Source organism: Pseudomonas rubra (assembly GCF_028656935.1).
GTDB classification, from domain to species: Bacteria; Pseudomonadota; Gammaproteobacteria; order Pseudomonadales; family Pseudomonadaceae; genus Aquipseudomonas; species Aquipseudomonas rubra.
The window spans coordinates 83,429-108,070 of the sequence record NZ_JAMDGZ010000001.1; the positions used below are offsets into that span (position 1 = coordinate 83,429).

19 protein-coding genes are annotated in these 24,642 nt (G+C 61.2%); 2 read left to right on the top strand and 17 right to left on the bottom strand.

Annotation, left to right across the window (positions count from 1 at the left end; genetic code table 11):
- Positions 1–105: 105 nt before the first annotated feature.
- The 15 genes from nuoF to M5G17_RS00460 all read right to left on the bottom strand — a co-directional run bounded on the left by nuoF (position 106) and on the right by M5G17_RS00460 (position 18,993).
- Positions 106–1,473 (bottom strand): NADH-quinone oxidoreductase subunit NuoF, encoded by a 1,368-nt coding sequence (gene nuoF, locus M5G17_RS00390; RefSeq protein ID WP_273891066.1) that lies wholly within the window; start codon positions 1,471–1,473, stop codon positions 106–108.
- The gene (gene nuoE / locus M5G17_RS00395; RefSeq protein ID WP_130264067.1) at positions 1,470–1,967 is read right to left on the bottom strand and encodes an NADH-quinone oxidoreductase subunit NuoE; all 498 of its coding nucleotides are present in this window, start codon (positions 1,965–1,967) and stop codon (positions 1,470–1,472) included. The genes nuoF and nuoE overlap by 4 nt, the downstream gene beginning before the upstream one ends.
- Before the next feature lie 2 nt (positions 1,968–1,969).
- Positions 1,970–3,751 carry an NADH-quinone oxidoreductase subunit C/D gene (gene nuoC / locus M5G17_RS00400; RefSeq protein WP_273891067.1) on the bottom strand — a complete coding sequence of 594 codons (1,782 nt, stop codon included), beginning with the start codon at positions 3,749–3,751 and terminating at the stop codon, positions 1,970–1,972.
- 78 nt (positions 3,752–3,829) lie between these two features.
- The gene (locus tag M5G17_RS00405) at positions 3,830–4,507 is read right to left on the bottom strand and encodes an NADH-quinone oxidoreductase subunit B (RefSeq protein WP_273891068.1); all 678 of its coding nucleotides are present in this window, start codon (positions 4,505–4,507) and stop codon (positions 3,830–3,832) included.
- Positions 4,508–4,517: 10 nt separating this feature from the next.
- Entirely contained in the window at positions 4,518–4,931 is a 414-nt protein-coding gene (locus M5G17_RS00410) for an NADH-quinone oxidoreductase subunit A (RefSeq protein WP_010220397.1), read from the bottom strand.
- Between the two features lie 358 nt (positions 4,932–5,289).
- Positions 5,290–5,952 carry a lysoplasmalogenase gene (locus tag M5G17_RS00415; protein ID WP_273891069.1) on the bottom strand — a complete coding sequence of 221 codons (663 nt, stop codon included), beginning with the start codon at positions 5,950–5,952 and terminating at the stop codon, positions 5,290–5,292.
- A gap of 120 nt (positions 5,953–6,072) precedes the next feature.
- Entirely contained in the window at positions 6,073–7,398 is a 1,326-nt protein-coding gene (gene aceA, locus M5G17_RS00420; RefSeq protein ID WP_130264071.1) for an isocitrate lyase, read from the bottom strand.
- A 489-nt stretch (positions 7,399–7,887) separates the two neighbouring features.
- On the bottom strand, positions 7,888–8,652 hold the full coding sequence (locus M5G17_RS00425) for a secretin N-terminal domain-containing protein (protein ID WP_273891070.1): 765 nt from the start codon (positions 8,650–8,652) through the stop codon (positions 7,888–7,890).
- Between the two features lie 118 nt (positions 8,653–8,770).
- Complete coding sequence (locus tag M5G17_RS00430; RefSeq protein WP_273891071.1) at positions 8,771–9,205, bottom strand: GNAT family N-acetyltransferase; 435 nt, start codon at positions 9,203–9,205, stop codon at positions 8,771–8,773.
- Positions 9,198–10,364 (bottom strand): ribosomal protein uL16 3-hydroxylase, encoded by a 1,167-nt coding sequence (locus M5G17_RS00435; RefSeq protein ID WP_273891072.1) that lies wholly within the window; start codon positions 10,362–10,364, stop codon positions 9,198–9,200. Before M5G17_RS00435 ends, M5G17_RS00430 begins: the two co-directional genes overlap by 8 nt.
- An 82-nt stretch (positions 10,365–10,446) precedes the next feature.
- A complete protein-coding gene (gene purB / locus M5G17_RS00440; protein ID WP_273891073.1) occupies positions 10,447–11,817 on the bottom strand; it encodes an adenylosuccinate lyase in 1,371 nt (456 codons plus the stop codon).
- 202 nt (positions 11,818–12,019) lie between these two features.
- Positions 12,020–12,640: a high frequency lysogenization protein HflD gene (hflD, locus tag M5G17_RS00445; RefSeq protein WP_130264077.1), complete on the bottom strand. Its 621-nt coding sequence runs from the start codon at positions 12,638–12,640 to the stop codon at positions 12,020–12,022.
- Positions 12,637–13,761: a tRNA 2-thiouridine(34) synthase MnmA gene (gene mnmA, locus M5G17_RS00450; RefSeq protein WP_273891074.1), complete on the bottom strand. Its 1,125-nt coding sequence runs from the start codon at positions 13,759–13,761 to the stop codon at positions 12,637–12,639. Before mnmA ends, hflD begins: the two co-directional genes overlap by 4 nt.
- A gap of 70 nt (positions 13,762–13,831) precedes the next feature.
- Entirely contained in the window at positions 13,832–14,272 is a 441-nt protein-coding gene (locus M5G17_RS00455) for an NUDIX hydrolase (RefSeq protein WP_273891075.1), read from the bottom strand.
- A 71-nt stretch (positions 14,273–14,343) separates the two neighbouring features.
- Positions 14,344–18,993 carry an NEL-type E3 ubiquitin ligase domain-containing protein gene (locus tag M5G17_RS00460; protein WP_273891076.1) on the bottom strand — a complete coding sequence of 1,550 codons (4,650 nt, stop codon included), beginning with the start codon at positions 18,991–18,993 and terminating at the stop codon, positions 14,344–14,346.
- A gap of 173 nt (positions 18,994–19,166) precedes the next feature.
- On the opposite strand from M5G17_RS00460, the gene M5G17_RS00465 reads away from it, so the two are divergent.
- On the top strand, positions 19,167–20,333 hold the full coding sequence (locus M5G17_RS00465) for a trans-sulfuration enzyme family protein (RefSeq protein WP_273891077.1): 1,167 nt from the start codon (positions 19,167–19,169) through the stop codon (positions 20,331–20,333).
- A 72-nt stretch (positions 20,334–20,405) separates the two neighbouring features.
- On the opposite strand, the gene M5G17_RS00470 is transcribed toward M5G17_RS00465, so the two are convergent.
- Complete coding sequence (locus tag M5G17_RS00470; protein WP_273891078.1) at positions 20,406–22,631, bottom strand: NADP-dependent isocitrate dehydrogenase; 2,226 nt, start codon at positions 22,629–22,631, stop codon at positions 20,406–20,408.
- A gap of 414 nt (positions 22,632–23,045) precedes the next feature.
- On the opposite strand from M5G17_RS00470, the gene icd reads away from it, so the two are divergent.
- On the top strand, positions 23,046–24,302 hold the full coding sequence (icd, locus tag M5G17_RS00475) for an NADP-dependent isocitrate dehydrogenase (RefSeq protein ID WP_130264082.1): 1,257 nt from the start codon (positions 23,046–23,048) through the stop codon (positions 24,300–24,302).
- Positions 24,303–24,363: 61 nt separating this feature from the next.
- Here the strand turns inward: icd and cspD are convergent, their stop codons facing one another.
- Complete coding sequence (cspD, locus tag M5G17_RS00480) at positions 24,364–24,618, bottom strand: cold shock domain-containing protein CspD (RefSeq protein ID WP_273891079.1); 255 nt, start codon at positions 24,616–24,618, stop codon at positions 24,364–24,366.
- Positions 24,619–24,642: the final 24 nt, after the last annotated feature.

Genomic DNA, 24,642 nt, shown 5'->3' on the forward strand with positions numbered 1-24,642 from the left:
TGCGGGCGTGGCTAATGGAAATCTGTGTGCCTGCAGCCCGCGCCAGGTATCCCCGGGCGAGCTGTACAGGCAGCGGGCGGCACGGACCGCCCGCCTTGTTATTCGTTATGCGCCGACGACAATCGGCTTCGCCAGGTCCGGGCGCAGGCCGGCAGCAGCCGGTGCCTGGGCGGCAATGCCAGCCTCGAACTCAGGGCGGAAGTACTTGATCGCGCTACCCAGCGGCTCAACGGCGCCCGGGGCGTGTGCACAGAAAGTCTTGCCTGGGCCGAGGAAGCCGACCAGACCCAGTAGGGTCTCGATGTCGCCCTGCTGGCCCTGGCCTTTCTCGAGGGCGCGCAGGAGCTTGACGCTCCATGGCAGGCCATCGCGGCACGGGGTGCAGAAGCCACAGGATTCACGGGCAAAGAACTCTTCCATGTTGCGCAGCAGCGAGACCATGTTGACGCTATCGTCCACGGCCATGGCCAGGCCGGTACCCATGCGGGTGCCGACCTTGGCGATGCCACCGGCGTACATTTGCGCATCCAGGTGCTCGGGCAGCAGGAAACCGGTACCGGCGCCACCTGGCTGCCAGCACTTGAGCTTGAAGCCATCGCGCATGCCGCCGGCGTAGTCTTCGAACAGCTCGCGGGCCTGGACGCCGAACGGCAACTCCCACAGGCCGGGGTTCTTGACCTTGCCGGAGAAGCCCATCAGCTTGGTGCCGTGGTCTTCAGAACCTTCGCGGGCCAGCGACTTGTACCAGTCGATGCCGTTGCCGACGATGGCTGGCACGTTGCACAGGGTTTCGACGTTGTTCACGCAGGTTGGCTTGCCCCACACGCCAACGGCGGCCGGGAAGGGCGGCTTGGAGCGCGGGTTGGCGCGGCGGCCTTCGAGGGAGTTGATCAGTGCGGTTTCTTCACCGCAGATGTAGCGACCGGCACCGGTGTGGACGAACAGCTCGAAGTCGAAGCCGCTGCCGAGGATGTTCTTGCCCAGCAGGCCCGCCGCCTTGGCTTCCTGAACCGCACGGTTGAGGTTGGCCGCTGCGGTGGTGTACTCGCCACGTAGGAAGATATAGCCGCGGTAGGCTTTGAGCGCCCGGGCACTGATCAGCATGCCTTCGATCAGCAGATGGGGCTGTTGCTCCATCAGCATGCGGTCTTTCCAGGTGTTGGGTTCCATTTCGTCCGCGTTGCACAGCAGGTAGCGGATGTTCATGGATTCGTCTTTGGGCATCAGGCCCCATTTGACGCCGGTCGGGAAGCCCGCACCGCCACGGCCCTTGAGCCCGGAATCTTTCACGGTCTGGACGATATCATCCTGGGACATCTGCGCCAGGGCCTTGCGGGCCGCCGCGTAGCCGTCCTTGGCCTGGTACTCGTCGAGCCACAGAGGCTCGCCGTCGTCACGCAGGCGCCAGGTCAGCGGATGGGTTTCGGCTGCGCGCGCGATGCGGTTGGCCGGGCCGAAGGAAGTGATGGTCATACGTAACCCTCCAGCAACTTGGTAACGCCAGCAGGCTGCACGTCGCCAAAGGTGTCGTCGTCGATCATCAGCGCCGGGGCCTTGTCGCAGTTACCCAGGCAGCACACCGGCAGCAGGGTGAAACGCCCGTCGGCGGTGGTCTGGCCGAGACCAATGCCCAGCTCACTCTGGATCTGGCTGACCACTGACTCATGACCGCCGATGTAGCAGACCATGCTGTCGCAGACGCGGATGATGTGCCGGCCAACCGGCTGACGGAAGATCTGACTATAGAAGGTCGCCACGCCTTCGACGTCGCTGGCAGGAATGCCGAGCACTTCGCCGATGGCGTAGATGGCGCCGTCCGGCACCCAGCCGCGTTCCTTCTGAACGATCTTCAGGGCTTCGATGGACGCCGCGCGCGGGTCCTCGTAGTGATGCATCTCGTGCTCGATGGCCGAGCGCTCGGTTTCGCTCAGGGCGAAACGGTCGGTTTGGATAAGCGTGTTGTTCATGCTTAGCGGTCCACGTCAGCCATAACGAAGTCGATACTGCCCAGGTACGCAATGAGGTCCGCAACCATGCTGCCGCGGATCACCGAAGGGATCTGCTGCAGGTGCGGGTAGCTCGGGGTGCGAATCCGGGTGCGGTAGCTCATGGTGCCGCCATCGCTCGTCAGGTAGTAACTGTTGATGCCCTTGGTCGCTTCGATCATCTGGAAGGATTCGTTGGCCGGCATGACCGGGCCCCACGAAACTTGCAGGAAGTGCGTAATCAGGGTCTCGATGTGCTGCAGCGTGCGCTCTTTGGGTGGCGGCGTGGTCAGCGGGTGGTCCGCCTTGTACGGGCCTTCGGGCATGTTGCGCATGCACTGGTCGATGATCTTGATGCTCTGGCGCATTTCTTCGACGCGAACCATGCAGCGGTCATAGGCATCGCCGTTGCTGGCCAGCGGTACTTCGAATTCGAAGTTTTCGTAGCCGGAATACGGGCGCGCCTTGCGCAGGTCGAAATCGCAACCGGTCGAGCGCAGGCCGGCACCGGTGACGCCCCATTCCAGGGCCTCTTTGGTGTTGTAGGCGGCAACGCCGATGGTCCGGCCCTTGAGAATGCTGTTCTGCAGGGCGGCCTTGGTGTATTCGTCGAGGCGCTTAGGCAGCCAGTCGACGAAGTCCTTGACCAGTTTTTCCCAGCCGCGTGGCAGGTCGTGGGCGACGCCACCGATACGGTACCAGGCCGGGTGCAGGCGGAAACCGGTGATGGCTTCGATCACGGTGTAGGCACGCTGGCGGTCGGTAAAGGTGAAGAACACCGGGGTCATGGCGCCGACGTCCTGGATGTAGGTACCCAGGAACAGCAGGTGGCTGGTGATCCGGAAGAACTCGGCCATCATGATGCGGATGGTGTCGACCTTCTGCGGCACCTTGATACCTGCCAGCTTCTCGACGGCCAGCACGTACGGCAGGTTGTTCATCACCCCGCCGAGGTAGTCGATACGGTCGGTGTAGGGGATGAAGCTGTGCCAGGACTGACGCTCGGCCATCTTCTCGGCACCCCGGTGGTGGTAGCCGATGTCCGGGACGCAGTCGACGATCTCTTCGCCGTCCAGCTGCAGGACGATACGGAAGGCACCGTGGGCCGAAGGGTGGTTCGGGCCCAGGTTGAGGAACATGTAGTCCTCGTTGGTGCCCTGACGCTTCATGCCCCAGTCTTCAGGGTTGAAGCGCGCTGCTTCTTCTTCGAGCTGCTGCTTGGCCAGGGTCAGGCTGTACGGATCGAATTCGGTGGCGCGGGCAGGGTAGTCCTTGCGCAGCGGGTGACCTTCCCAGGTCGGTGGCATCATGATCCGGGTCAGGTGCGGGTGGCCGGCAAAGTCGATGCCGAACATGTCCCAGACTTCACGCTCGTACCAGTTGGCGTTCGGCCAGATACCGGTGACGGTCGGGATGTTCAGGTCGCCTTCGTTCAAGGCCACCTTGATCATCACGTCGCTGTTACGTTCTACCGACATCAAATGGTAGAAAACAGTGAAGTCGGCGCCTGGCAGGCCGCGGCGCTGGGTGCGCAGACGCTCGTCTACGCCGTGCAGGTCGTAGAGCATGCTGTAGGGCTTAGGCACGTTGCGCAGGAAGTTCATCACTTCCATCAATTTGGCGCGGGCAACCCAAAGCACCGGCATGCCGGTGCGGGTTTCCTGGGCGGCGAACGCCTCAGGGCCAAACTTGTTGTTCAATTCGACAACCACATCCTGGTCGTCAGCCTTGTAAGGCGGGATATAAATAGCGGTGTCCGCTGTCATGGTCTCGGTCGCTTTCGGTCAACGTAGAGAATGAAGCCAGGCTGCCTTGCGCAAGGGCGCAGGCAACTGATAGCTGGATCAGACTTCGTCGGGGCTGCGCAGGTTGGTGACCTGGATGCGCTGTTCACGGCGTTGCTCTTTCTGCGACGGCATCTCGGCACGGTAAATGCCTTGATCGCCGACAACCCAGGAAAGAGGACGACGCTCCTTGCCAATCGACTCCTGCAACAGCATCAGGCCTTGCAGGAAGGCTTCAGGGCGAGGCGGGCAGCCAGGGACATAGACATCCACGGGGAGGAACTTGTCGACCCCCTGAACGACCGAGTAAATGTCGTACATGCCACCGGAGTTGGCGCACGAACCCATGGAGATGACCCACTTGGGCTCGAGCATCTGCTCGTACAGGCGCTGGATGATCGGCGCCATCTTGATGAAGCAGGTGCCAGCGATGACCATGAAGTCGGCCTGACGCGGCGATGCCCGGATGACTTCGGCGCCGAAGCGGGCGATGTCGTGGGGCGCCGTGAAGGCCGTGGTCATTTCCACGTAGCAGCAGGAGAGGCCGAAGTTGTAGGGCCACAGGGAGTTCTTACGCCCCCAGTTGACCGCGCCACTGAGCACATCTTCAAGTTTGCCCATGAAGATGTTCTTGTGGACCTGGTCCTCTAGCAGCGAATCGGAGACGGTTTCCCGTTCTCCGATTGGATATTGCTCGTTGGGAGCATCCGGGTCGATTCTGGTGAGATTGTATTGCATTGCCAAAGCCTCATTGTTTCAGCTTCGCTTGCCGCTTGCGGCGACCTTCGGGAGCCCAATCAAGTGCCCCGACGCGCCATAGGTAGACAAGACCTGCCAACAGAATTGCTATGAAAACGAGTGCTTCGACGAATCCGGTCCAGCCGCTTTCGCGGACGGACACAGACCATGCAAAGAGAAAGAGGGCTTCGATATCGAAGATCACGAACAGCATCGCGACCAGATAGAATTTGGCTGACAGGCGCAAGCGGGCGCCGCCAGTGGGCAGCATGCCGGACTCGAAGGGTTCGTTCTTGCTGCGGCCCCAGGCCTTGCTGCCGAGCAGGGCGGACAGACCGAGCATGAAGGCACACAGGCCTACGACACCCAAAAGGAAAATGGCAAAGCCCCAGTTGTGGGCGATGAGTCCTGTCGAATCGGGCATGCTGAAAATCCTTATACAGAGACCAGTCTCTGCGGCTTGAAAAGAAGTAGAGCAGTGACGATATGTCGCAGCGAAATCTATCGCGCTGATTTTATGGGTAAACCCGGTGCAAGTAAAATTTCTGCAGCAAATTTATTCGTAAGATTAAGAACAAAAAACTTTCGTAACAGCCTGCAGGCCACGTGGACCGGGCATTGGCTCGGGTTCTGTTAATTATGTTTCTTGCAACGCGTAATGAACTGGAAATATCGTAATGATAATTAATATCATTTAAGGTCGTGCGACTAGTCCTAGTATTCGAGTCAACTACAAAGTTGTGCAACATCGCCGCCACCTGCAAGTTTCCACACCCTGTGTTTTAACCTGTTTTTTCTTGCCCTGCCGCGCTCTGGATCAAGGCTTTTGCCGATTGCCTGGTGTAGGCCGAGGCCGCAATCGCCCACTGGCCCAGCCAGTAGGCAAGGATGATCAGGTACTGGGCGGCGCCAAACGGGCTGACGAAGCGGTCGATGCCGATCAGGCTGTCGGAAAACACGAACGCGACTGCGCCCAGAGCCGCCAGCCCGCCGCAGGCCAGGGCGCGCCAGAGCATGGCGCTGATGGCCAGGGCATACACGGTGACGGGAACCAGCAGCTCACCCAGGCCGGAACTGATCAACAGCCCCAGCAGCGCGGCCCCGGCAACTGCCGAGGCCAGCAGCGCGGCGGATGACAGTTGGCGGTTTTCGCCCAGGTAACCACGCAGGTAGGCCAGGTGCGCGAAGAGAAAGGCTCCCAGGCCAAACACGAACAGGTCGCCCGGCACGGCCAGCAGAATGTCACCGAGCAAGGAAAAGCCCAGGCCGATGATGATCCAGCGCCGGTAGTGGGTCGGTTCTGCAGTGCTGAGCCAGTAGATCAGTGCCAGTACCGGGATCGGCTTGACTGCCAAGCCCAGCAGCGCATTGCCGCTGGCCAGTGCATATAGATAGAAGGCAGCGCCGATCAGGGCCAGGCAGAGCAGGGTGACGGGGCGGGGCATGGCCAATCCTTGGTGTTGTTATGCACCTAGCATAGCCTCCTCCCACAAAAACAAAACCCGGAGCCCCATCACAGGCCCCGGGTTTTGCGTGTTACCCGAATTTCAGCAAGCGTTCCGTGATCAGTGGAACTGCTCTTCCTCGGTCGAACCGGTCAGTGCGGTTACCGAAGACTTGCCACCCTGGATAACGGTGGTCATGTCGTCGAAGTAGCCGGTGCCGACTTCTTGCTGGTGCGCTACGAAGGTGTAGCCTTTCGACGCGTCAGCGAACTCTTGTTCCTGCAGCTTTACGTAGGCGGTCATGTCGTTGCGGGCGTAGTCGTGCGCCAGGTTGAACATGCCGTGCCACATGTTGTGGATACCGGCCAGGGTGATGAACTGGTGCTTGTAGCCCATGGCCGACAGTTCGCGCTGGAACTTGGCAATGGTTGCGTCGTCCAGGTTCTTCTTCCAGTTGAAGGAAGGCGAGCAGTTGTACGACAGGATCTGGTCCGGGTATTCCTTCTTGATTGCTTCAGCGAAGCGACGGGCTTCGTCCAGGTCCGGCTTGGCGGTTTCACACCAGATCAGGTCGGCGTACGGGGCGTAGGCCAGGCCGCGGGCAATGGCTTGGTCCAGGCCGGCGCGGACTTTGTAGAAGCCTTCGGGGGTGCGTTCACCCATCACGAATGGCTGATCGTACGGGTCGCAGTCGCTGGTCAAGAGGTCAGCGGCGTTGGCGTCGGTACGGGCCAGGATGATGGTCGGTACGCCAGCAACGTCAGCAGCCAGGCGGGCAGCGCTGAGCTTTTGCACGGCTTCCTGGGTTGGCACCAGTACCTTGCCGCCCATGTGGCCGCATTTTTTCACCGAGGCCAGCTGGTCTTCGAAGTGAACGCCAGCGGCGCCTGCTTCGATCATGTTCTTCATCAGTTCGTAGGCGTTCAGGACGCCGCCAAAACCGGCTTCAGCGTCAGCCACGATCGGTGCGAAGTAGTCGATGTAGCCGTCGTCACCCGGGTTCTTGCCGGCTTTCCACTGAATCTGGTCGGCGCGACGGAACGAGTTGTTGATGCGCTTGACCACAGTTGGGACCGAGTCCACCGGGTACAGCGACTGGTCCGGGTACATGGACTCGGCCGAGTTGTTGTCGGCAGCCACTTGCCAGCCGGACAGGTAGATCGCCTGGATACCGGCCTTGACCTGTTGTACAGCCTGGCCGCCGGTCAGGGCGCCCATGCAGTTGACGAAATCTTTCTCTGGACGGAAGGCCGGGTGTGCACCCTGGGTGACCAGTTTCCACAGCTTCTCGGCACCCATGCGGGCCAGGGTGTGCTCAGGCTGGACCGAGCCACGCAGACGAACGACATCAGCGGCGGTGTAGGTACGGGTCACGCCTTTCCAGCGCGGGTTCTCGGCCCAGTCTTTTTCGAGGGCTGCAATTTGCTGTTCGCGTGTCAGTGCCATGGAAATAAACCTCGTCGCATCGGTCTTGGGTAAAAATTCGCGCTCTCTACTGCGCAGATCAGAAGCCTGGCAACGATCAGTATGGGCGAAATGTGCGACGGTCGAACGATGGGGCTCGAAGGGGGGAAGTGAACAGGTGGGCGAGGTTTTCGCTGCAGGGTGGCTCGTGGTTGCCGAACTGCAGTGAACAGTGCTGCCGGGTACCTTTTGCTGCGCTTCCGTCCCTCGGGACAACTTCGTTGCAGTCGCAATCTCGTCCAACTGCCTTGTGGGCGGTACAGACACGAAGCGGCTCAGGTGGGTAGCTTAGAGCGCGCCTCGAAAGCCCTTGCCAGGGCCTCTGATGAGCGGGAGCGGGGCCATCATGCCTCGACGTTTCAGGGGCGTCAAACGTTTTGTAGTGCTTTTTTTGTGGCACTACATCTTTGGTCTAATACGACTTGTCGGTCAGTTTTAAGGCCTTGGGTCGAGGCCTTGATTTGTCTGGGTTCAGTCCAGAGCGTCGACTTTTACCCGTAATGTCATGTTTTCACCGCGCTGGGTGCTGTAAGTGAGGGCTGAGGCACTGCGTTCGGCCTGACTCTGCTGATTGACCCCTGCCAAGGTGATCCATTCACCCAGCTTGCCGCTGACTTTTGTGTCGGTACTTTGCACCTTCACTACATCGGGACGCTCCTGGCTCATCCGGTCATTGTTGGTGCTGATGTTCAGGTGCACGGTGTCGCCGGTGACGCTGGCGGTGACGTAGAAGCCCTGGGTGACATTGCGGTATTGAGTGTCGCTCTGCACCCGCCCGTAGCCATCGGTACTGGTGCTGGTGATGGGGATGCTCTGGCCGACCTGGATCAGCGCCGGGCTGCCTTCGCTGGCTTGCACTTGTTGCAGGCCACCTTCGCGGTTGGCGGTGCCGTAGCGAATGACCCGGGCGTTGCCGCGGTTGTCCTGGAAGTTGCTGTCGTTGTTGTCGACACTGATCAATAGCCGACGCGGCGCGGTGTCCAGTTGCTGCAGCAGGGTGCGCAGGTCGTCGATGCGCTCGGGTTCGGCGTTGACGATCAGTTTGTTCTCGAAGGCGCTGACGCTGCCGTCCTTGCCGATGAAGGCTTGCGCGGTGGGGAGGATTTCAGCGCTGGTGCGGTGGCTCAGCGGCAGGACTTCAGTGGCAGCCAGCGCACTGAGGCTGAACGACAGAAGCAGGGAGGCGAGAAGGGGGCGTAGCGGCATGTCCATGATCTCCGCGGGTGGAGTGGACATGATGGCAAATTTGTTAGGGTTTTGCTGGCCTCATCGCGGGGCAAGCCCGTTCCCACAGGATTGTTTGAAATCACTGTGGGAGCGGCGGTGCGACGCCTCGACTTGCCCCGCGATGCTTTTAGGTCAGTTCGCGCGACTCGCGAACCATGTCCACGTGCGGAATGCCTGCCTCGAGGAACTCTTCACTGACTACCTTGAAGCCAAGGCGCTCGTAGAACGGCGTGGCGTGCACCTGGGCGCTGAGCATCTGCTGCTTGAGGTCGCGGTTCTGCGCCTCGACGATGACCGCCTGCATCAATGCGTCACCGACCTTCAGCCCACGCCAGTCCTTGAGCACCGAGACCCGGCCAATCTGGCCATCGGGCAGCAGGCGGGCGGTGCCGATGGCGTAGTCACCCTCCAGGGCCAGGAAATGCGCGGCGCTGTTGTCGTCGGCATCCCACTCCAGCTCCGGTGGCACGTTCTGTTCGGCGATGAACACGGCTTCACGAATACGGCGGATGTCGGCGTTGTCTTTCTGCCAGTCGGCAAGACGGACGCGAATCTTATTCATTGGCGAACCCCAGGCTTCCTTGTTTGACCAGTTCGCAGATCAAGGTAATGCCTTGATCGTTTTCAAGCCACTGCTCAAGGTTTTCAATGTGCAACGCGTCGGCGGCGCAGATCAGCTTGAGCAGTTCGCGCAGCTCGCCCGACAGCAGGCGGCTCTGGCCACTGGCGAACAGCAGCAGGTTGTCATCGACTTCCGACCAGGCCAGGCGCGCGCTCGGGTTGCGGATCAGGATCGCGCCCTCGGCCAGGCTCTCAATCAGATCGGCTTCGTCCAGCGCTTCGCCGCTGACCAGCTCAGGATAACGCGGTTCGGTCATGAACTGGCCGAACCAGGTCAGCAGCAGGCGCTCGTCACCCATGTGCTCGGTGAGCAGCTTCTTCAGGCGGTCGAGGGCGTCGTGCTGGATCTGGTGCGGGTCGCTGACCGGCTCGGCGTCGGCGTCGGTGTAACGCTCTTCGTCGGGTAGGAACTGGCTGAGGAAGTCGGTGAAGTGAGTCAGCACTTCAGCGGCGCCCGGTGCGCGGAAGCCTACCGAGTAGGTCAGACAGTCATCTTCGGCGATGCCGTAGTGGGCCAGGCGTGGCGGCAGGTAGAGCATGTCGCCCGGTTCCAGGGTCCACTCGTCGCTCTGCTCGAATTCGGCAAGGATGCGCAGGTCGGCGTGCTCGAGCAGCGGGCTGTCGCTGTCGCACATCTGGCCGATCTTCCAGTTGCGCTTGCCCTGGCCTTGCAGCAGGAAAACGTCGTAGTTGTCGAAGTGCGGGCCGACGCTGCCGCCTGGCGCTGCGTAGCTGATCATCACATCGTCGATGCGCCAGCTGGGCAGGAAGCGGAAGTGCTCAAGCAGCTCGCCGACTTCCGGGACGAACTGATCCACTGCTTGCACCAGCAGGGTCCAGTCGCGCTCAGGCAGGGTGCTGAAAGCGTCTTCTTCGAACGGGCCGCGGCGCAGTTCCCATGGGCGTTCGCCGTGCTCGATAACCAGGCGCGATTCAACTTCTTCTTCCAGGGCCAGGCCGGCCAGTTCGTCGGCGTCGATCGGGCTTTCGAAGTCGGGGAAGGCCTGGCGTACCAGCAGGGGCTTTTTCTGCCAGTAGTCGCGCATGAATTCGCGGGCAGTGAGGCCGCCCAGAAGCTGCAGAGGAGTATCAGGATTCATGTGTAACCTATTGAAAAAAATTAATTTTCTTTCTGGAATAAAAACGCCCGGCTGAGCCGGGCGTTTACGCGCAGGGCGCAGATCAGATGCGTTTGGCTTGAGCCACAGCGTTACCGATGTAGTTCGCCGGGGTCAGCTTCTTCAGCTCGGCACGGGCTTGGGCCGGCATGTCCAAGCCATCGATGAAGGTCAGCAGTGCTTCAGGGCTGATGCCTTTGCCACGGGTCAGCTCCTTGAGCTTCTCGTAGGGGTTCTCGATGTCGTAGCGGCGCATGACGGTCTGGATCGGCTCGGCGAGGACTTCCCAGCAAGCGTCCAGGTCCTGGGCAATGCGGGCTTCGTTGATCTCCAGCTTGCCGATGCCCTTGAGGCTGGCCTCGTAGGCGATCACGCTGTGGGCGAAACCGACGCCCAGGTTGCGCAGCACGGTGGAGTCGGTCAGGTCGCGCTGCCAGCGCGAGATCGGCAGCTTGCTGGCCAGGTGCTGGAACAGCGCGTTGGCGATACCCAGGTTGCCTTCGGAGTTTTCGAAGTCGATCGGGTTGACCTTGTGCGGCATGGTCGAGGAGCCGATTTCGCCAGCGATGGTGCGCTGTTTGAAGTAGCCCAGGGAAATGTAGCCCCAGATGTCGCGGTCGAAGTCGATCAGGATGGTGTTGAAGCGCGCGATCGCGTCGAACAGCTCGGCGATGTAGTCGTGCGGCTCGATCTGGGTGGTGTAGGGGTTGAACACCAGGCCCAGCTCGTCTTCGATGAAGGCGCGGGCGTTGGCTTCCCAGTCGATCTGCGGGTAGGCCGACAGGTGGGCGTTGTAGTTGCCCACGGCGCCGTTGATCTTGCCCAGCAGCGGTACCGCGGCAACTTGGGCGATCTGGCGCTCCAGACGGTAAACGACGTTGGCCAGCTCTTTACCCAGGGTGGTGGGCGAAGCCGGTTGACCGTGGGTGCGCGACAGCATCGGCACCTCGGCGAAGCGGTGCGCCAGCTCACGGATGGCCTGAGCGATCTGGCGCATCAGTGGCAGCAGCACGCTGTCGCGGCCTTCGCGCAGCATCAGGGCGTGGGACAGGTTGTTGATGTCCTCGCTGGTGCAGGCGAAGTGGATGAACTCGCTGACCTTGGCCAGTTCTGGCAGCTTGGCGGCCTGCTCCTTGAGCAGGTACTCGATGGCTTTGACGTCGTGGTTGGTGGTGCGCTCGATCTCTTTGACGCGCTCGGCGTGCTCGAGGGCGAAGTCATCAGCCAGGGCGTTCAGTACGGCGTTGGCTTCGGCAGAAAACGCTGGTACTTCAGGGATTTGCGAGTGGGCGGCCAGGCGCTGGAGCCAGCGAACCTCGACCAAGGCGCGGAAACGGATCAGGCCGTATTCGCTGAAAATAGGGCGCAGGGCCTGGGTTTTGCCGGCATAACGGCCGTCAACAGGGGAAACCGCAGTGAGCGAGGAAAGCTGCATAGGGTGTTCTCGGACAGTCAGGCTTTTAAGAGGGCGCATATCATACATGAAAAATGCGCCTGGGTCGGGTGGCTGACAAAAGGTAACGCCAGCAAAATATTTAGTATCGTGGCAGCTTCAAAGGCCTCATCGCTGGCAAGCCAGCTCCCACAGGTGCAGTGCATGCCGTCCCTGTGGGAGCTGGCTTGCCAGCGATTGGCCTTCAGCCACGCAACATCGGATACAGCTCTTTGAGCAATTTGCGCCGGCTCACCACCAATTGCCAGCGATGCCCGCCCAGCTGTCGCCACAGGCGTGCAGCGCGGATGCCGGCAAGCAGCAGGGCGCGAATCTTCGAGGCATTGCTGGGTTGCTGCAGGTGGCGCATGTCGCCGTGTACCTGAATGCGCTGGCGCAGGGTGCTCAGGGTGTCCTGGTACAGGGCGCCGCTGGAGGCGATGACGTTTTCATGCACCAGGCCAAAATGCTCGGCCTGGGACTGGATTTGCGGCAGGCGGTTGCCGATCACATCGAGCATGTCGCCACGCTTGGCCAGTTGGCGCTCCAGGCCCAGCATCGACAGCGCATAGCGCAGCGGCTCGCGCTGCAGGCTGCCCGGGTCGCGCTCCAGGGCGCTGGCCAGGGCGCGGTAACCGTCGCGCAGGTTCAGGTCGTCGCCGCCGAATACCTCGAGGGTATCCTTGGGGTCGCGCACCAGCAGGCTGCCGAGCATGCAACCAAGGTTGGCCTCGCTGGCCTGGCCGGTACGGGCAATACGGTCAACCAGTACTGCGGCCTGAAACACGCCACCCAAGGCAATCAACTGTTCTTGCATGGCATTCATGCGCGCGCGCTCCACGGCTCGGCAGTTTCGATCACGCCGCCGCCGAGGCAGATTTCGCCGTCATAGAACACCACCGACTGGCCCGGGGTCACGGCCCGTTGTGGCTCGTCGAACACCGCGCGGTAGCCGCTCGAGGTTTGTTCCAGGGTGCAGTGCTGGTCGCTCTGGCGGTAGCGCACCTTGGCGGTCAGGCGCCGTGGGCTGGACAGCTCGATCGGGTTGACCCAGAAAATCTCCGACGCCAGCAGGGCGCGGGAGAACAGCCACGGGTGTTCGTTGCCCTGGCCAACCACCAGTACGTTGCGGCCCAGGTCTTTTTCCAGGACGTACCATGGTTCGTCGCCGGCGTCTTTCAGGCCGCCGATGCCCAGGCCCTGGCGCTGGCCGATGGTGTGGTACATCAGGCCGTGATGGCGGCCGATGACTTCGCCGTCGGTGGTCTGGATCTCGCCCGGTTGCGCTGGCAGGTACTGCTTGAGAAAGTCGCTGAAACGGCGCTCGCCGATAAAGCAGATGCCGGTGGAGTCTTTCTTCTTTGCCGTGGCCAGGCCGTGCTTTTCGGCGATGGCGCGGACTTCGGGCTTTTCCAGTTCGCCGACGGGGAACAGCGTGCGGGCGATTTCCTTGCCGCCAACGGCGTGCAGGAAGTAGCTTTGGTCTTTGTTCGGGTCCAGGCCCTTGAGCAGTTCGGTACGGTCGTCGGTGTCGCGGCGGCGCACGTAGTGGCCGGTGGCGATCAGGTCGGCGCCGAGCATCAGGGCGTAGTCGAGGAACGCCTTGAACTTGATCTCGCGGTTGCAGAGGATGTCCGGGTTCGGCGTGCGCCCGGCTTTGTACTCTTCGAGGAAATGCTCGAAGACGTGGTCCCAGTATTCGGCGGCGAAGTTGGCGGTATGCAGCTTGATGCCGATGCGGTCGCACACGGCCTGGGCATCGGCCAGGTCTTCGCGGGCGGTGCAGTATTCGGTGCCGTCGTCCTCTTCCCAGTTCTTCATGAACAGGCCTTCCACCTGGTAGCCCTGTTCCATCAGCAGGAGGGCGGAGACGGAAGAGTCCACGCCGCCGGACATGCCGACGATAACGCGAGTCTTTTCGGGTTCGTAAGGGGCTGGACTGGTCATAGGTACCGGCTGTGTATCTGGAAAAAGACAACGATTCTATCAGGCTGCGGCCCTCAAGGCATCGTTGCTGTCAGTCGCGGATCAGCGCCAGGCTGTACAGCGGGCCTGCCAGGTAGTCGTCGATGCAGCGCGGTACCAGTTCGCTGCGCCAGCGTCCGGGGTCGGCAAGTAGTTCTTCGCGGCTCAGCCACACGGCGCGGACGATGTCGCTGTCCAGGGCGCGCTCGGGTTGGTGCTTGAGCGGGCGCGCGGCGAAGCAGACGCGCTGGTAGGTCACGCCGTTGCTCGGGGCGGTATACAGGTAGATGCCGACCACGCCGGTCAGTTCGACCTCCCAGGCGGTTTCTTCGAGGGTTTCGCGAAGAGCGGCTTCGGGCAGGGTTTCGTTGGCTTCCAGGTGGCCGGCCGGCTGATTGAGCACGTGCTTGCCGGCTTTAAGTTCCTCAACCAGCAGGAAGCGGCCCTGGTCTTCGATGATGGTGGCGACGGTGATGTGCGGTTGCCAGGTCATTGGCGAATCCCGGGGCTGGAGTGGGGCCAGCGAGCTTAACCGCTCTCGCTGGCGTTGGGCAGCGCTTGTGATCAAGGGCGTCGCGAAGGTCCGGGTTGCGGCGAGTTGTCTTGATGCGCCTGACTCAGCAGGATGTCCCGGGTGAGGTCGAGTTCAGCCCGCTCCACCAGGCGTTGCAGCGCATCATAGGCGTCGCGGACCTGTGCGCTGTTCAAGCGCAGGTCCGGGCGCAGGGTCTCCAGGGGGGACAGTAGCCCGCTGTCGATCAGCACCTGGCGCAGGTAACCCTGTTCACGTTCGCTCAGGGTTGGTGGCAGCTCATCAGCACTGCCCAGGGCATCCAGGTATTCGCCAACGCGCTCGCGCCAGCGGTGAATGACCGTCAGGCGTGGGGCATGGGCATATCTGAGGTAGCGCTGCCAATAGGGTTGGGCCTGTAGGTAGCCGGGGAGCAAATGCGCCTGGTCGGCGAGCACTGCAGCTTCACCCGCATCCAGCATGGCCGTTGTGACCCAGGTGGTGTAACCGGTGTACACCTGGGTGACGGGTTGATTGCGCAGCCCCAGGCGTTTGGCCAGGGCAATGCGGAAAAACAGCTCCAGTTCGCTGTACTCAATGCCATGCCCTTGCTGTCGCCAGGCAGTGACATTGCTGGCGACATACTCGGCGAGGCGATGTGCTCGCCAATGGCTGGTGCCCAGGGCCAGCAAGGCTGCAGTCGCCGTCTCGTCGGTGTGGCTTTGCAGGGCCTGGTCAGCTTCGACCAGGGTCTCGAGCTTGGAGAACACCAGGGCATCTCGGTCGGTGCAGGTAACCGCCTCGCCAGCCGTTTCGTATAGCGCCTGGCGTAACTGAGTAGAAAGCGCACCGCGAATGACAGCGTGTAACCGCTTCTGCATGGTTGTGCCGATGTCGCGAGCCTGCCGGGAGTTGCTCAGGCGCAGTAGCAAACTGAAAAACTCGACCCGTGACGGATGCGTGCCGTTGATCAACTCGGATGCCTGTTGGTGCTCGCTGGCGGACATGCCGGCAAGTAGGGCTATCGCTCGCGTTTGCCAGTTTGCTTCAGGTGTGATGGGGTGTTCTTCGGAGTCATCGGAGCTGGTCTGGCTATCACTGTCGCTTTCGGTGTCCGGCGGCTGGATGGGCAGGTGCGCTCTTTGTCTTTCCATCACGAAGCGTGCGTACGAAGGCATAGATATATGTGCCGAGTGTATTCGCAGGCCGCGTAGGGCGCCGGCGCCCACGGGGACCTCGCTGAGCAGTGTGCGCCTGAGGTCGATGCAATGAATTCTGGGTAGGTGCTCAACGCCGTTGGGCCATTGCGTGAGTGGTGTCAATGAAGAAGACAGGTCAAGCTCTTCCAGTGCCAGCATCCTGCTGACATCCGGGGTCAGTCCCAGCGGATTGTTCGACAGGTTCAGGCGGCGCAGGTGTGTAAGGTTCGCCAGGTCCTGAATGTCCTGGCGGGTGAGGGTGATCTGATTGGAGTTCAACGCCAGAGTCTCCAGCGCTGGTAGGGTGGCCAGGCGGGCAAACACGCCGGGGCCAAACTCAGTGCTCGATCCAGCTATTTCCAGGCTGCGCAAGGTTTGTACTGAGGTTATGTAAGCCATCTGCTCGGCAGTCCAGTTGCTCAGCGTGCGGTCAATGTCATTGAGCAAGAGGTACTCCAGCCGCGGCAGGCTGGCCAAGGGGCTCAGCGCTGTGGGGGTAAGCCGGGTTTGCGACAGGTCCAGGCGACGTAGCCGTTGCAGTGTGCCGAGGGTCTGAGGTAGCCCTTGCAGGGGGAGTGTGCTGAGGTCGAGCGCCTGCAGGTTTGGCAAGTTACTCAGGAGGGTTTCAGGCAGTTGAGTGATCGGTAGATTCCGTATAACCAACTGGTTAATGCCGGGTAGCTGCACGGGAAGGGGTGGCAACTCCTCCAGTGCTGGGTCGTTCAGGGTGATCGAGTAGGCGTGCTGGGTAATGCGCGCTTGCCATCCGATCAGCAGTTCGACGGTGGCGCGCCGACGCGCCCGTCGACTATCGTTCGAGCTCGCTTGGGCGACCCAGTTATCAAGGGTGCGGTTAAGCAGTATCAGTTCATCTTCCAGTTGCTGTACCTGTTCGCTGACGGGCTCGTTGTTGCGCAGCAACTGCTGGATGAAACCCTCGACCTCCGAGCTCGGGAGTGCGTAGTTGCGCGGATGTGCCTGGGTTATCAACCGTAAAAGGCGTTGAACTATGGGTTCCTGGTCGAACAAGCGGTCGCTGGCCAGTGCGTTGGGCGCACGAAAGGCGGGTTCGGGCGCAGGGGCCACCAGCCAGTGGCGACGCACGGGGAGGTCGAGCAACAGGGCTGCGCGCAGTGGGCGTGCCGTGGCCAGTTCGCGCAAGCGTTGAAACAAGCGCTCGGGTTCGTTTTGACCAAAGCCGATCTGGCTACGCTGGGCGTCGTTCAAGGTGTGCAGAATGCAGCGATAGAAACCGTACTCGCTCATGTCCTGGGCCAGTATGTGATCGTTGCCTTCGGTGAACCAGCCTTCCTCCTCGTCCAGGTAGATGGAGGTGGTCTCGACGTCGGTGGTGCCCAGGCTGGCCAGTGCTGCCCCGAAGCGTCCGCCGTCGCGCAGTACCAGTGCGATGCCGGTTGGCCAGCCGGGCAGAAACTCCAGCAGGCGCATGGCCAGGACCCAGGTGTTCTGGTTAGCGCTCGCGGGCTGCATGAAGCCGTCCAGCGCCTGTGCCAGGCGTCCTTGTTCGGCACTCTCCAGGGCTTGCTCGGCCAATTCTTCGGGCAGGGGCAAATTCAGGTTCAGTTGCTGGGCAATTCGTTGTCGGTTCTCATCAAGAAATTGTTGGGCGACGAGCACTGGCATGTCTGTAAAGCGCCTACGTAGCGCTTGCACAGTAATGTCAGGTGCAATCTGTGTCAGTTCAAAGCGGTGCTCGAAGATGCCAAGGTTCAGGCGTGCCTGCCAGCGGTCGAACAGCTCGGTCGAGGGGACATTGCAGCGCGTATCGCAGTGCCCTTCAGTTGGCGGTGTCGGCTCGTCGGTACCGCGCCGACCTCGGTGTCCGTTGATGACTTCGTGAAGCGAAGCGGCTTGTTTTGCCTCGAAGCTGGCTGCCCGGCGAAAGGATTTGACGATGGGGGCCTCGTAGCCAGGTGGCAATGGCTTGCCGTGTTTGAGCAGGTCAACGGCCAGAGCGGCCTCATTGCGTGCTCGTTCACGAACCAGGGCATACTGGAGGAGGGCTGGCATGGCTTGGTCTAGCAGGTAGACGCGGCGTAGCTGGGCGTTAGTTACGCCAGCGACCCGCGCCAGCAACAGCAAGCGCTCGTCGCTGATATCCAGGGTCAAGGGGCCCAGCCTTCGCAGTAGCGCCAATCGCTCCCAATGCTGTGGCTGTTCCAGGCAGTGGTGCCAGGCGCCTGCGCCGTTGTGATAGAGCGGGGGGCTGAAGGCCTGGGTGTCGCGCGGCATGTGTATGCGCCAAGTACCTTGAGCGTTTTTGCTGACCCGATAGAACGCATCATTGATGCGAATCGCTTTATCCCCTGCAATGTCATACAGGCCGTGGGCGTCTGGTTCGCCAGCATCGCCGCTGCCCAGTTGCCACTGGTAGGGGCTCAGGTCGGCGCGCCAGCGCATGTTCACTCGATTCGTCAGCTTCACAGGATGCAGCGGGGCGATCCAGTCGGAAGGTGGCAGGCCTTGCTCTTCCTCGCCTGAGCGGATGCCGACCCCGGCGCCAATCATCAGGTGTTCCTCGATCATCGAGGCAAAGTCGGCGTCGAGATCGTTCAGTGCCTGGACTTGCGCAGCGTTTTCCGGCAGCAGATAGCGGGCATCGTCCAGCAGGCGCTTGACCATTTGTGTCGATACGTAAGGCCGTAGCCCTTGATCCAGTGGGATGCACGTCATTGCCAGAGTAAGCACGCGATCGGGGGTGCGCCAGTTGGCAAATACCGATTGCTGCCATGACAAGGGGATGAAACGGCGCATGAAGGCCTGGAAATCGGGGTGCTGCCAGTCACTGCGCAGGCTGGCGAAAAAAGCCGTGCGCTTCTTGTACTGCTTGAGTGGATGCCGGGGGTGGCCCGGCACATAGGCAATGCAAGGTGCGTCGTCCAAGTCGGGGCCGAACACGATGATCTGGTCAAGATCGACTTCTGTGCCCAGGCGAAGTGTTGAAATTTGCGTCAGCATGGCGTCGACGGCAGGGGTCTTTTGATCTAACTCGGGGGAGCCGGATTCAAAGTCATCCAGTATCCCTTTGAGAATCGCAATACCATCTTTGCCCAAATCACCCTTGATGGTGGCGATGGTCGCTTCTTCGCGCAGTGTCGCCAGATAGGCTTGCTGCTTGGCGGTGCGTAGCGTTGACGGCTCGAGCATGGCATCCAGGTAACGCCGGTAGCTTCGGTCTGTGTATCCTTGAAGGCCGACACTCAGCCGCAATTGCTGGTTGACCGCAAGAAAGGTCGCCGGTGTGAACGTTGAACGGTCAGCTGTGGATAGTGAGGTTTTGGCAAAGTCGTACAAGCTCATGAGCATTGCGAATGTTTGCATGGCATGTGCGCGGGCTTGGCGGCCAGCCTTTTGATGCTCTTGCAGGCGACGGCGTTGTTCGGGTGTCGCGCGTTGAAGCCAGTCAGGTTCTTCCTCGGTTTCGAGCGGCGAGAACAGGGTGTCGTAGTGACGGGCGACAGGTTCGGGCTGTGAGTTGGGCATGATGGGCCTGGCGGTTGCGTAAGGGAGGCTCATTGCAGCTCGCCGGTCTGGCGGACGGGCACTACATATTGCTAGGCAGTGCCTGACGAAAAACAAGCACGCGTTGCCGAACATATCGATGGCTGCTGCGCATACACTGGGCAACTACTTCCCTTCGATCCGCGAGCCAGGCCATGTCCGAGCGCAAAAACAGTTTTGCAACCCGCACCATCCATGCCGGCGAACAATCGGCCTTCGCCGATAACGCCATCTTCCCGGCCATCTACACCGCCAGCTCCTTCGCCAAACGCGGCTTGGATGACCATCCCGAATACGCCTACAGCCGGGTGAGCAACCCTACCCGGCACGCCTACGAAAGCTGCGTGGCAGCCCTTGAAGAGGGCTGTGGCGCCCTGGCCTGCGCCTCGGGCGTGGCGGCCACCGCCACGGTGCTTGAGCTGCTGCCCAAAGACTCCCACGTGGTAGTGATGAGCGGCGTCTATGGCGGTACCTTCCGCCTGCTGGAGGATTACCGCAGCCGTACTTCGGGGCTGACCACCAGCTACGTCGATCTGAACGACTTGCAGGCGGTGGCGGCGGCCATCCAGGAAAATACCCGGCTGATCTGGATCGAGTCGCCGACCAACCCCTTGCTGGAGCTGGTCGACATTCGCGCGCTGAGTGAGCTGGCGCGCCAGCGCGGCATTCTCACCTGCATCGACAACACCTTCTGCTCACCCTGGAATCAGCAGCCGATCACCCTGGGGGTGGATCTGGTCATGCATTCGGCGAGCAAGTACATCGGCGGCCATTCGGACCTCACCGGCGGCGTGGTGGTGGCGGCCAATCAGGAGTTGCTTGGGCGTTTGCGCAAGATCGGCATGGCAGTAGGGGCGATCCAGGGGCCATTTGACTGCTACTTGGCCCTGCGTGGCCTGAAGACTCTGGATGTGCGTATGGAGCGCCAGTGCGCCAACGCACTCAAGGTCGCAAGCTTCCTGGAGGGCCATCCGTTGGTGGAACAGGTCTACTATCCGGGGCTGCCGAGCCATCCGCAGCATGAGCTGTGCCAGCGGCAGATGCGCGCCGGCGGCGCGGTGGTGGCGATGAAGATCAAGGGTGATCGGGGCACTGTCAACCGGGTGGTCGAGCAACTGGAGATTTTCGTGCTTGCCGACTCGCTCGGTGGGGTGGAGAGCATGATCAACCATTCCTACAGCATGTCGCACAACTCCCTGAGCCATGAGCAGAAGGCGGTCATGGGCATTGGCGAGAACCTGCTGCGCCTGTCGATCGGCATCGAGGATCATCGCGACCTGATCGAAGACCTCGACAAGGCCCTGCGTTCAGCGGTGGCCTGAGCGCCAGCGGATCCCTGAAAAGCAGAAGCCCCGGTGCGTGGCCGGGGCTTCTGGGGTTACTTCAAGCGAACCTTACAGCGCGGCGATCGCGCCGTTGAAGGTCTGGCTTGGGCGCATCACCTGGCGGGTCAGCTCGGCATCCGGGTAGTAGTAACCACCGATGTCAGCCGGCTTGCCCTGAACGGCGTTGAGCTCGGCGACGATGGTCGCCTCGTTCTCGGCCAGGGCTTTTGCCAGTGGGGCGAAGCGCGCTTGCAGGGCGACGTCGTCGCTCTGAGCGGCCAGTGCCTGGGCCCAGTACAGGGTCAGGTAGAAGTGGCTGCCACGGTTGTCGATACCGCCAACCTTGCGTGCCGGGGACTTGTTGGTGTCGAGGAACTGGCCGGTGGCCTGGTCCAGGGTCGCCGCCAGTACTTTGGCTTTCGGGTTGGTGTAGGCGCAGCCCAAGTGCTCCAGGGAGGCTGCCAGGGCCAGGAACTCGCCCAGGGAATCCCAGCGCAGGAAGTTCTCTTCAACCAGTTGCTGTACGTGCTTGGGCGCCGAACCGCCAGCGCCGGTTTCGAACAGGCCGCCGTTGTTCATCAGCGGTACGATCGACAGCATCTTGGCGCTGGTGCCCAGTTCCATGATCGGGAACAGGTCGGTCAGGTAGTCACGCAGTACGTTGCCGGTGACCGAGATGGTGTCCTGGCCTGCGCGGATGCGCTGCAGGGAAACCTTCATGGCGTCCACGGGCGACAGGACACGGATGTCCAGGCCGGCGGTGTCGTGGTCTTTGAGGTACTGCTGGACCTTCTCGATCAGCACGCCGTCGTGAGCGCGCAGCGGGTCGAGCCAGAACAGCGCCGGAGTGTTGCTGGCGCGGGCACGGTTGACCGCAAGCTTGACCCAATCCTGGATCGGCGCGTCTTTGGTCTGGCACATGCGGAAGATATCGCCCGCTTCGACGTCCTGGGCCAGCAGCAGGTTGCCCTTGCCGTCAACCACGCGGATCACGCCATCGGCCTTGGCCTGGAAGGTCTTGTCGTGGGAGCCGTACTCTTCGGCTTTCTGCGCCATCAGGCCAACGTTCGGTACGCTGCCCATGGTGGTCGGATCGAAGGCGCCGTGTTGCTTGCAGTCTTCGATGACGGCCTGGTAGATGGTCGCGTAGCAGCGGTCCGGAATGACAGCCTTGGTGTCTTGCAGCTGGCCTTCGGTGTTCCACATCTTGCCCGAGTCACGGATCATCGCCGGCATCGAGGCGTCGACGATAACGTCGCTCGGCACGTGCAGGTTGGTGATGCCCTTGTCGGAGTTGACCATGGCCAGGGCCGGGCGGACGTCGTAGACGGCTTTGACGTCAGCTTCGATCTGCGCCTGCTGCTCGGCTGGCAGGGCCTTGATACGGGCGTACAGGTCGCCAATACCGTTGTTCAGGTTGAAGCCGATCTGCTCCAGTACCGCAGCGTGCTTGTTCAGCGCGTCCTGGTAGTACTCGGCGACGATCTGGCCGAACATGATCGGGTCGGAGACCTTCATCATGGTCGCTTTCAGGTGAACCGACAGCAGTACACCCTGGGCTTTGGCGTCTTCGATCTCGGCGGCGATGAATTTACGCAGCGCCTTGGTGCTCATGACCGCGCAATCGACGATTTCGCCGGCCTTGACCGCGGTTTTTTCTTTCAGAACGGTGGTGTTGCCGTTCTTGTCCAGCAGTTCGATACGCAGGCTGTCATCGGCTTCGATCAGTGCGGCTTTCTCGCTGCCGTAGAAGTCGCCCTGGCTCATGTGGGCCACGTGGGACTTGGAGTCGGTAGCCCAGGCGCCCATCTTGTGCGGGTGCTTGCGCGCGTAGTTCTTGACCGACAGCGGGGCGCGGCGGTCGGAGTTGCCTTCGCGCAGGACCGGGTTCACGGCGCTGCCCTTGATGCGGTCGTAGCGAGCGCGGGCTTCTTTCTCGGCGTCGTTGGTCACGGTGTCCGGGTAGTCTGGAACGTTGAAGCCCTTGGCTTGCAGTTCCTTGATCGCAGCCTTCAGTTGTGGAACCGAGGCGCTGATGTTCGGCAGCTTGATGATGTTGGCTTCTGGCGTGGTTGCCAGTTGGCCCAGTTCTGCCAGGTGGTCGGCCACTTGCTTGTCGGCGCCGAGCTGTTCAGGGAAGGCAGAAAGGATGCGGCCGGCCAGAGAGATGTCCCGGGTTTCTACTGCGATTTCGGCACAAGCGGTAAAGGCTTCGATGACGGGGAGCAGTGAATAGGTGGCGAGGGCGGGGGCTTCGTCGGTGAAGGTGTAGATGATCTTGGATCGGGTGGGCATATTCGGGTTAACTCTCTGTTTTGCTGAGCGTGCGCAGAATCTCGAGGTGCGCAGGGTAGGCGCTTCGCTCAGACACATCCATGAGCAGAAGGTCGAAGATTCTGGGCGGTGATGGTGGATTGCATCAGTCGAGTGTCAAACGGCTGAACTGCGGTAGCAGCCCAGTCTGGTCGGGGCCGCAGGTCTGGTTTCAGACGTTTCGCCCCCAGTGACCCTTTGGTCACCGGGCGAGTATACCAAAGCCTTGGTCGTATTGATCAAGATCAACAGGTCGTCGGGGCTTTTTTAGACCAAAGACGTAGGTGTTGTTGCCTGTTTCCCGGCCATTTGCGCCCATGGTTCCCGTTGCTGTTCAACTGGGGTACGCTCAGGGGATCCAGATGACGAACCACACCAAAAAAAACGGAGTGCAGCATGGGATACCAGAAAATCAAGGTTCCGGCAGTCGGCGACAAAATCACCGTCAATGCGGACCATTCTCTCAATGTTCCTGATAATCCGATCATCCCGTTCATCGAAGGCGACGGCATTGGCGTAGATGTAAGCCCCGTCATGATCAAAGTGGTTGATGCTGCTGTAGAGAAAGCCTATGGGGGCAAGCGCAAGATTTCCTGGATGGAAGTCTACGCCGGTGAGAAAGCCACCCAGGTCTACGACCAGGACACCTGGCTGCCCCAGGAAACCCTCGATGCGGTCAAGGACTACGTGGTCTCCATCAAGGGCCCGCTGACCACCCCGGTCGGTGGCGGTATCCGTTCGCTCAACGTTGCCCTGCGCCAGCAGCTGGACCTGTACGTCTGCCTGCGTCCGGTGGTGTGGTTCGAGGGTGTGCCAAGCCCGGTTAAAAAACCAGGTGATGTCGACATGGTGATCTTCCGTGAGAACTCCGAAGACATTTATGCCGGTATCGAGTGGAAGGCCGGCTCGCCCGAGGCGACCAAGGTCATCAAGTTCCTGAAAGAGGAAATGGGCGTCACCAAGATCCGTTTCGACCAGGATTGCGGCATCGGCATCAAGCCGGTCTCCAAGGAAGGCACTCAGCGCCTGGTGCGCAAGGCCCTGCAATATGTAGTGGATAACGACCGCAAGTCGCTGACCATTGTGCACAAGGGCAACATCATGAAGTTCACCGAAGGTGCCTTCAAGGATTGGGGCTACGAAGTGGCCAAGAACGAATTCGGCGCCGAACTGCTCGACGGCGGCCCGTGGATGAAGTTCAAGAACCCGAAAACCGGCCGTGAGGTCATCGTCAAGGACGCCATCGCCGACGCCATGCTCCAGCAGATCCTGCTGCGCCCGGCTGAATACGACGTGATCGCCACCCTCAACCTCAACGGTGACTACCTGTCCGACGCCCTGGCGGCGGAAGTCGGTGGTATCGGCATTGCACCGGGCGCCAACCTGTCCGACACCGTGGCGATGTTCGAGGCCACCCATGGCACTGCGCCGAAATACGCCGGCAAGGACCAGGTCAACCCGGGTTCGGTGATTCTCTCAGCCGAGATGATGCTGCGTCACCTGGGGTGGACCGAGGCGGCCGACCTGATCATCAAGGGCACAAACGGCGCCATCGCCGCCAAGACCGTCACCTACGACTTCGAGCGCCTGATGGACGGCGCGACGCTGGTCAGCAGCTCCGGTTTCGGTAATGCGTTGATCAAACACATGTAAGTGGCACAAGAAAACCGGTCAGCCCTTGCGGGCTGGCCGGTTTTTTTGTCTGTGGAATGGGTCAGGCGTCAGCCTTTTCCGCGTTGGGGATGGGGGAGGCGGTGGTTTGCGCGGTGAAGTTCGATATATTCACCGCATGCAAGCCTTTGGGGCCCTGGATGATCTCGAAGTTGACGGGTTGCCCGGCTTTCAGGGTTTTATAGCCGTCCATCTGGATCGCCGAATAGTGCGCGAACAGATCGTCCGTTTTCCCGTCTTCATTAATGAAGCCATAGCCCTTGGCGTTGTTGAACCACTTGACTTTACCGCTTGCCATCCTCATATCCCTCTGCAAAGGACT

Coding starts and splice junctions, on each gene's coding strand:
- M5G17_RS00405 (WP_273891068.1), bottom strand. CDS start 4,507: ATGCAATACAATCTCACCAGAATCGACCCGGATGCTCCCAACGAGCAA.
- M5G17_RS00430 (WP_273891071.1), bottom strand. CDS start 9,205: ATGAATAAGATTCGCGTCCGTCTTGCCGACTGGCAGAAAGACAACGCC.
- M5G17_RS00455 (WP_273891075.1), bottom strand. CDS start 14,272: ATGACCTGGCAACCGCACATCACCGTCGCCACCATCATCGAAGACCAG.
- M5G17_RS00435 (WP_273891072.1), bottom strand. CDS start 10,364: ATGAATCCTGATACTCCTCTGCAGCTTCTGGGCGGCCTCACTGCCCGC.
- M5G17_RS00410 (WP_010220397.1), bottom strand. CDS start 4,931: ATGCCCGATTCGACAGGACTCATCGCCCACAACTGGGGCTTTGCCATT.
- hflD (WP_130264077.1), bottom strand. CDS start 12,640: ATGAATGCCATGCAAGAACAGTTGATTGCCTTGGGTGGCGTGTTTCAG.
- M5G17_RS00460 (WP_273891076.1), bottom strand. CDS start 18,993: ATGCCCAACTCACAGCCCGAACCTGTCGCCCGTCACTACGACACCCTG.
- purB (WP_273891073.1), bottom strand. CDS start 11,817: ATGCAGCTTTCCTCGCTCACTGCGGTTTCCCCTGTTGACGGCCGTTAT.
- M5G17_RS00470 (WP_273891078.1), bottom strand. CDS start 22,631: ATGCCCACCCGATCCAAGATCATCTACACCTTCACCGACGAAGCCCCC.
- M5G17_RS00415 (WP_273891069.1), bottom strand. CDS start 5,952: ATGCCCCGCCCCGTCACCCTGCTCTGCCTGGCCCTGATCGGCGCTGCC.
- M5G17_RS00425 (WP_273891070.1), bottom strand. CDS start 8,652: ATGTCCACTCCACCCGCGGAGATCATGGACATGCCGCTACGCCCCCTT.
- nuoE (WP_130264067.1), bottom strand. CDS start 1,967: ATGAACAACACGCTTATCCAAACCGACCGTTTCGCCCTGAGCGAAACC.
- aceA (WP_130264071.1), bottom strand. CDS start 7,398: ATGGCACTGACACGCGAACAGCAAATTGCAGCCCTCGAAAAAGACTGG.
- icd (WP_130264082.1), top strand. CDS start 23,046: ATGGGATACCAGAAAATCAAGGTTCCGGCAGTCGGCGACAAAATCACC.
- mnmA (WP_273891074.1), bottom strand. CDS start 13,761: ATGACCAGTCCAGCCCCTTACGAACCCGAAAAGACTCGCGTTATCGTC.
- cspD (WP_273891079.1), bottom strand. CDS start 24,618: ATGGCAAGCGGTAAAGTCAAGTGGTTCAACAACGCCAAGGGCTATGGC.
- M5G17_RS00465 (WP_273891077.1), top strand. CDS start 19,167: ATGTCCGAGCGCAAAAACAGTTTTGCAACCCGCACCATCCATGCCGGC.
- nuoC (WP_273891067.1), bottom strand. CDS start 3,751: ATGACAGCGGACACCGCTATTTATATCCCGCCTTACAAGGCTGACGAC.
- nuoF (WP_273891066.1), bottom strand. CDS start 1,473: ATGACCATCACTTCCTTCGGCCCGGCCAACCGCATCGCGCGCGCAGCC.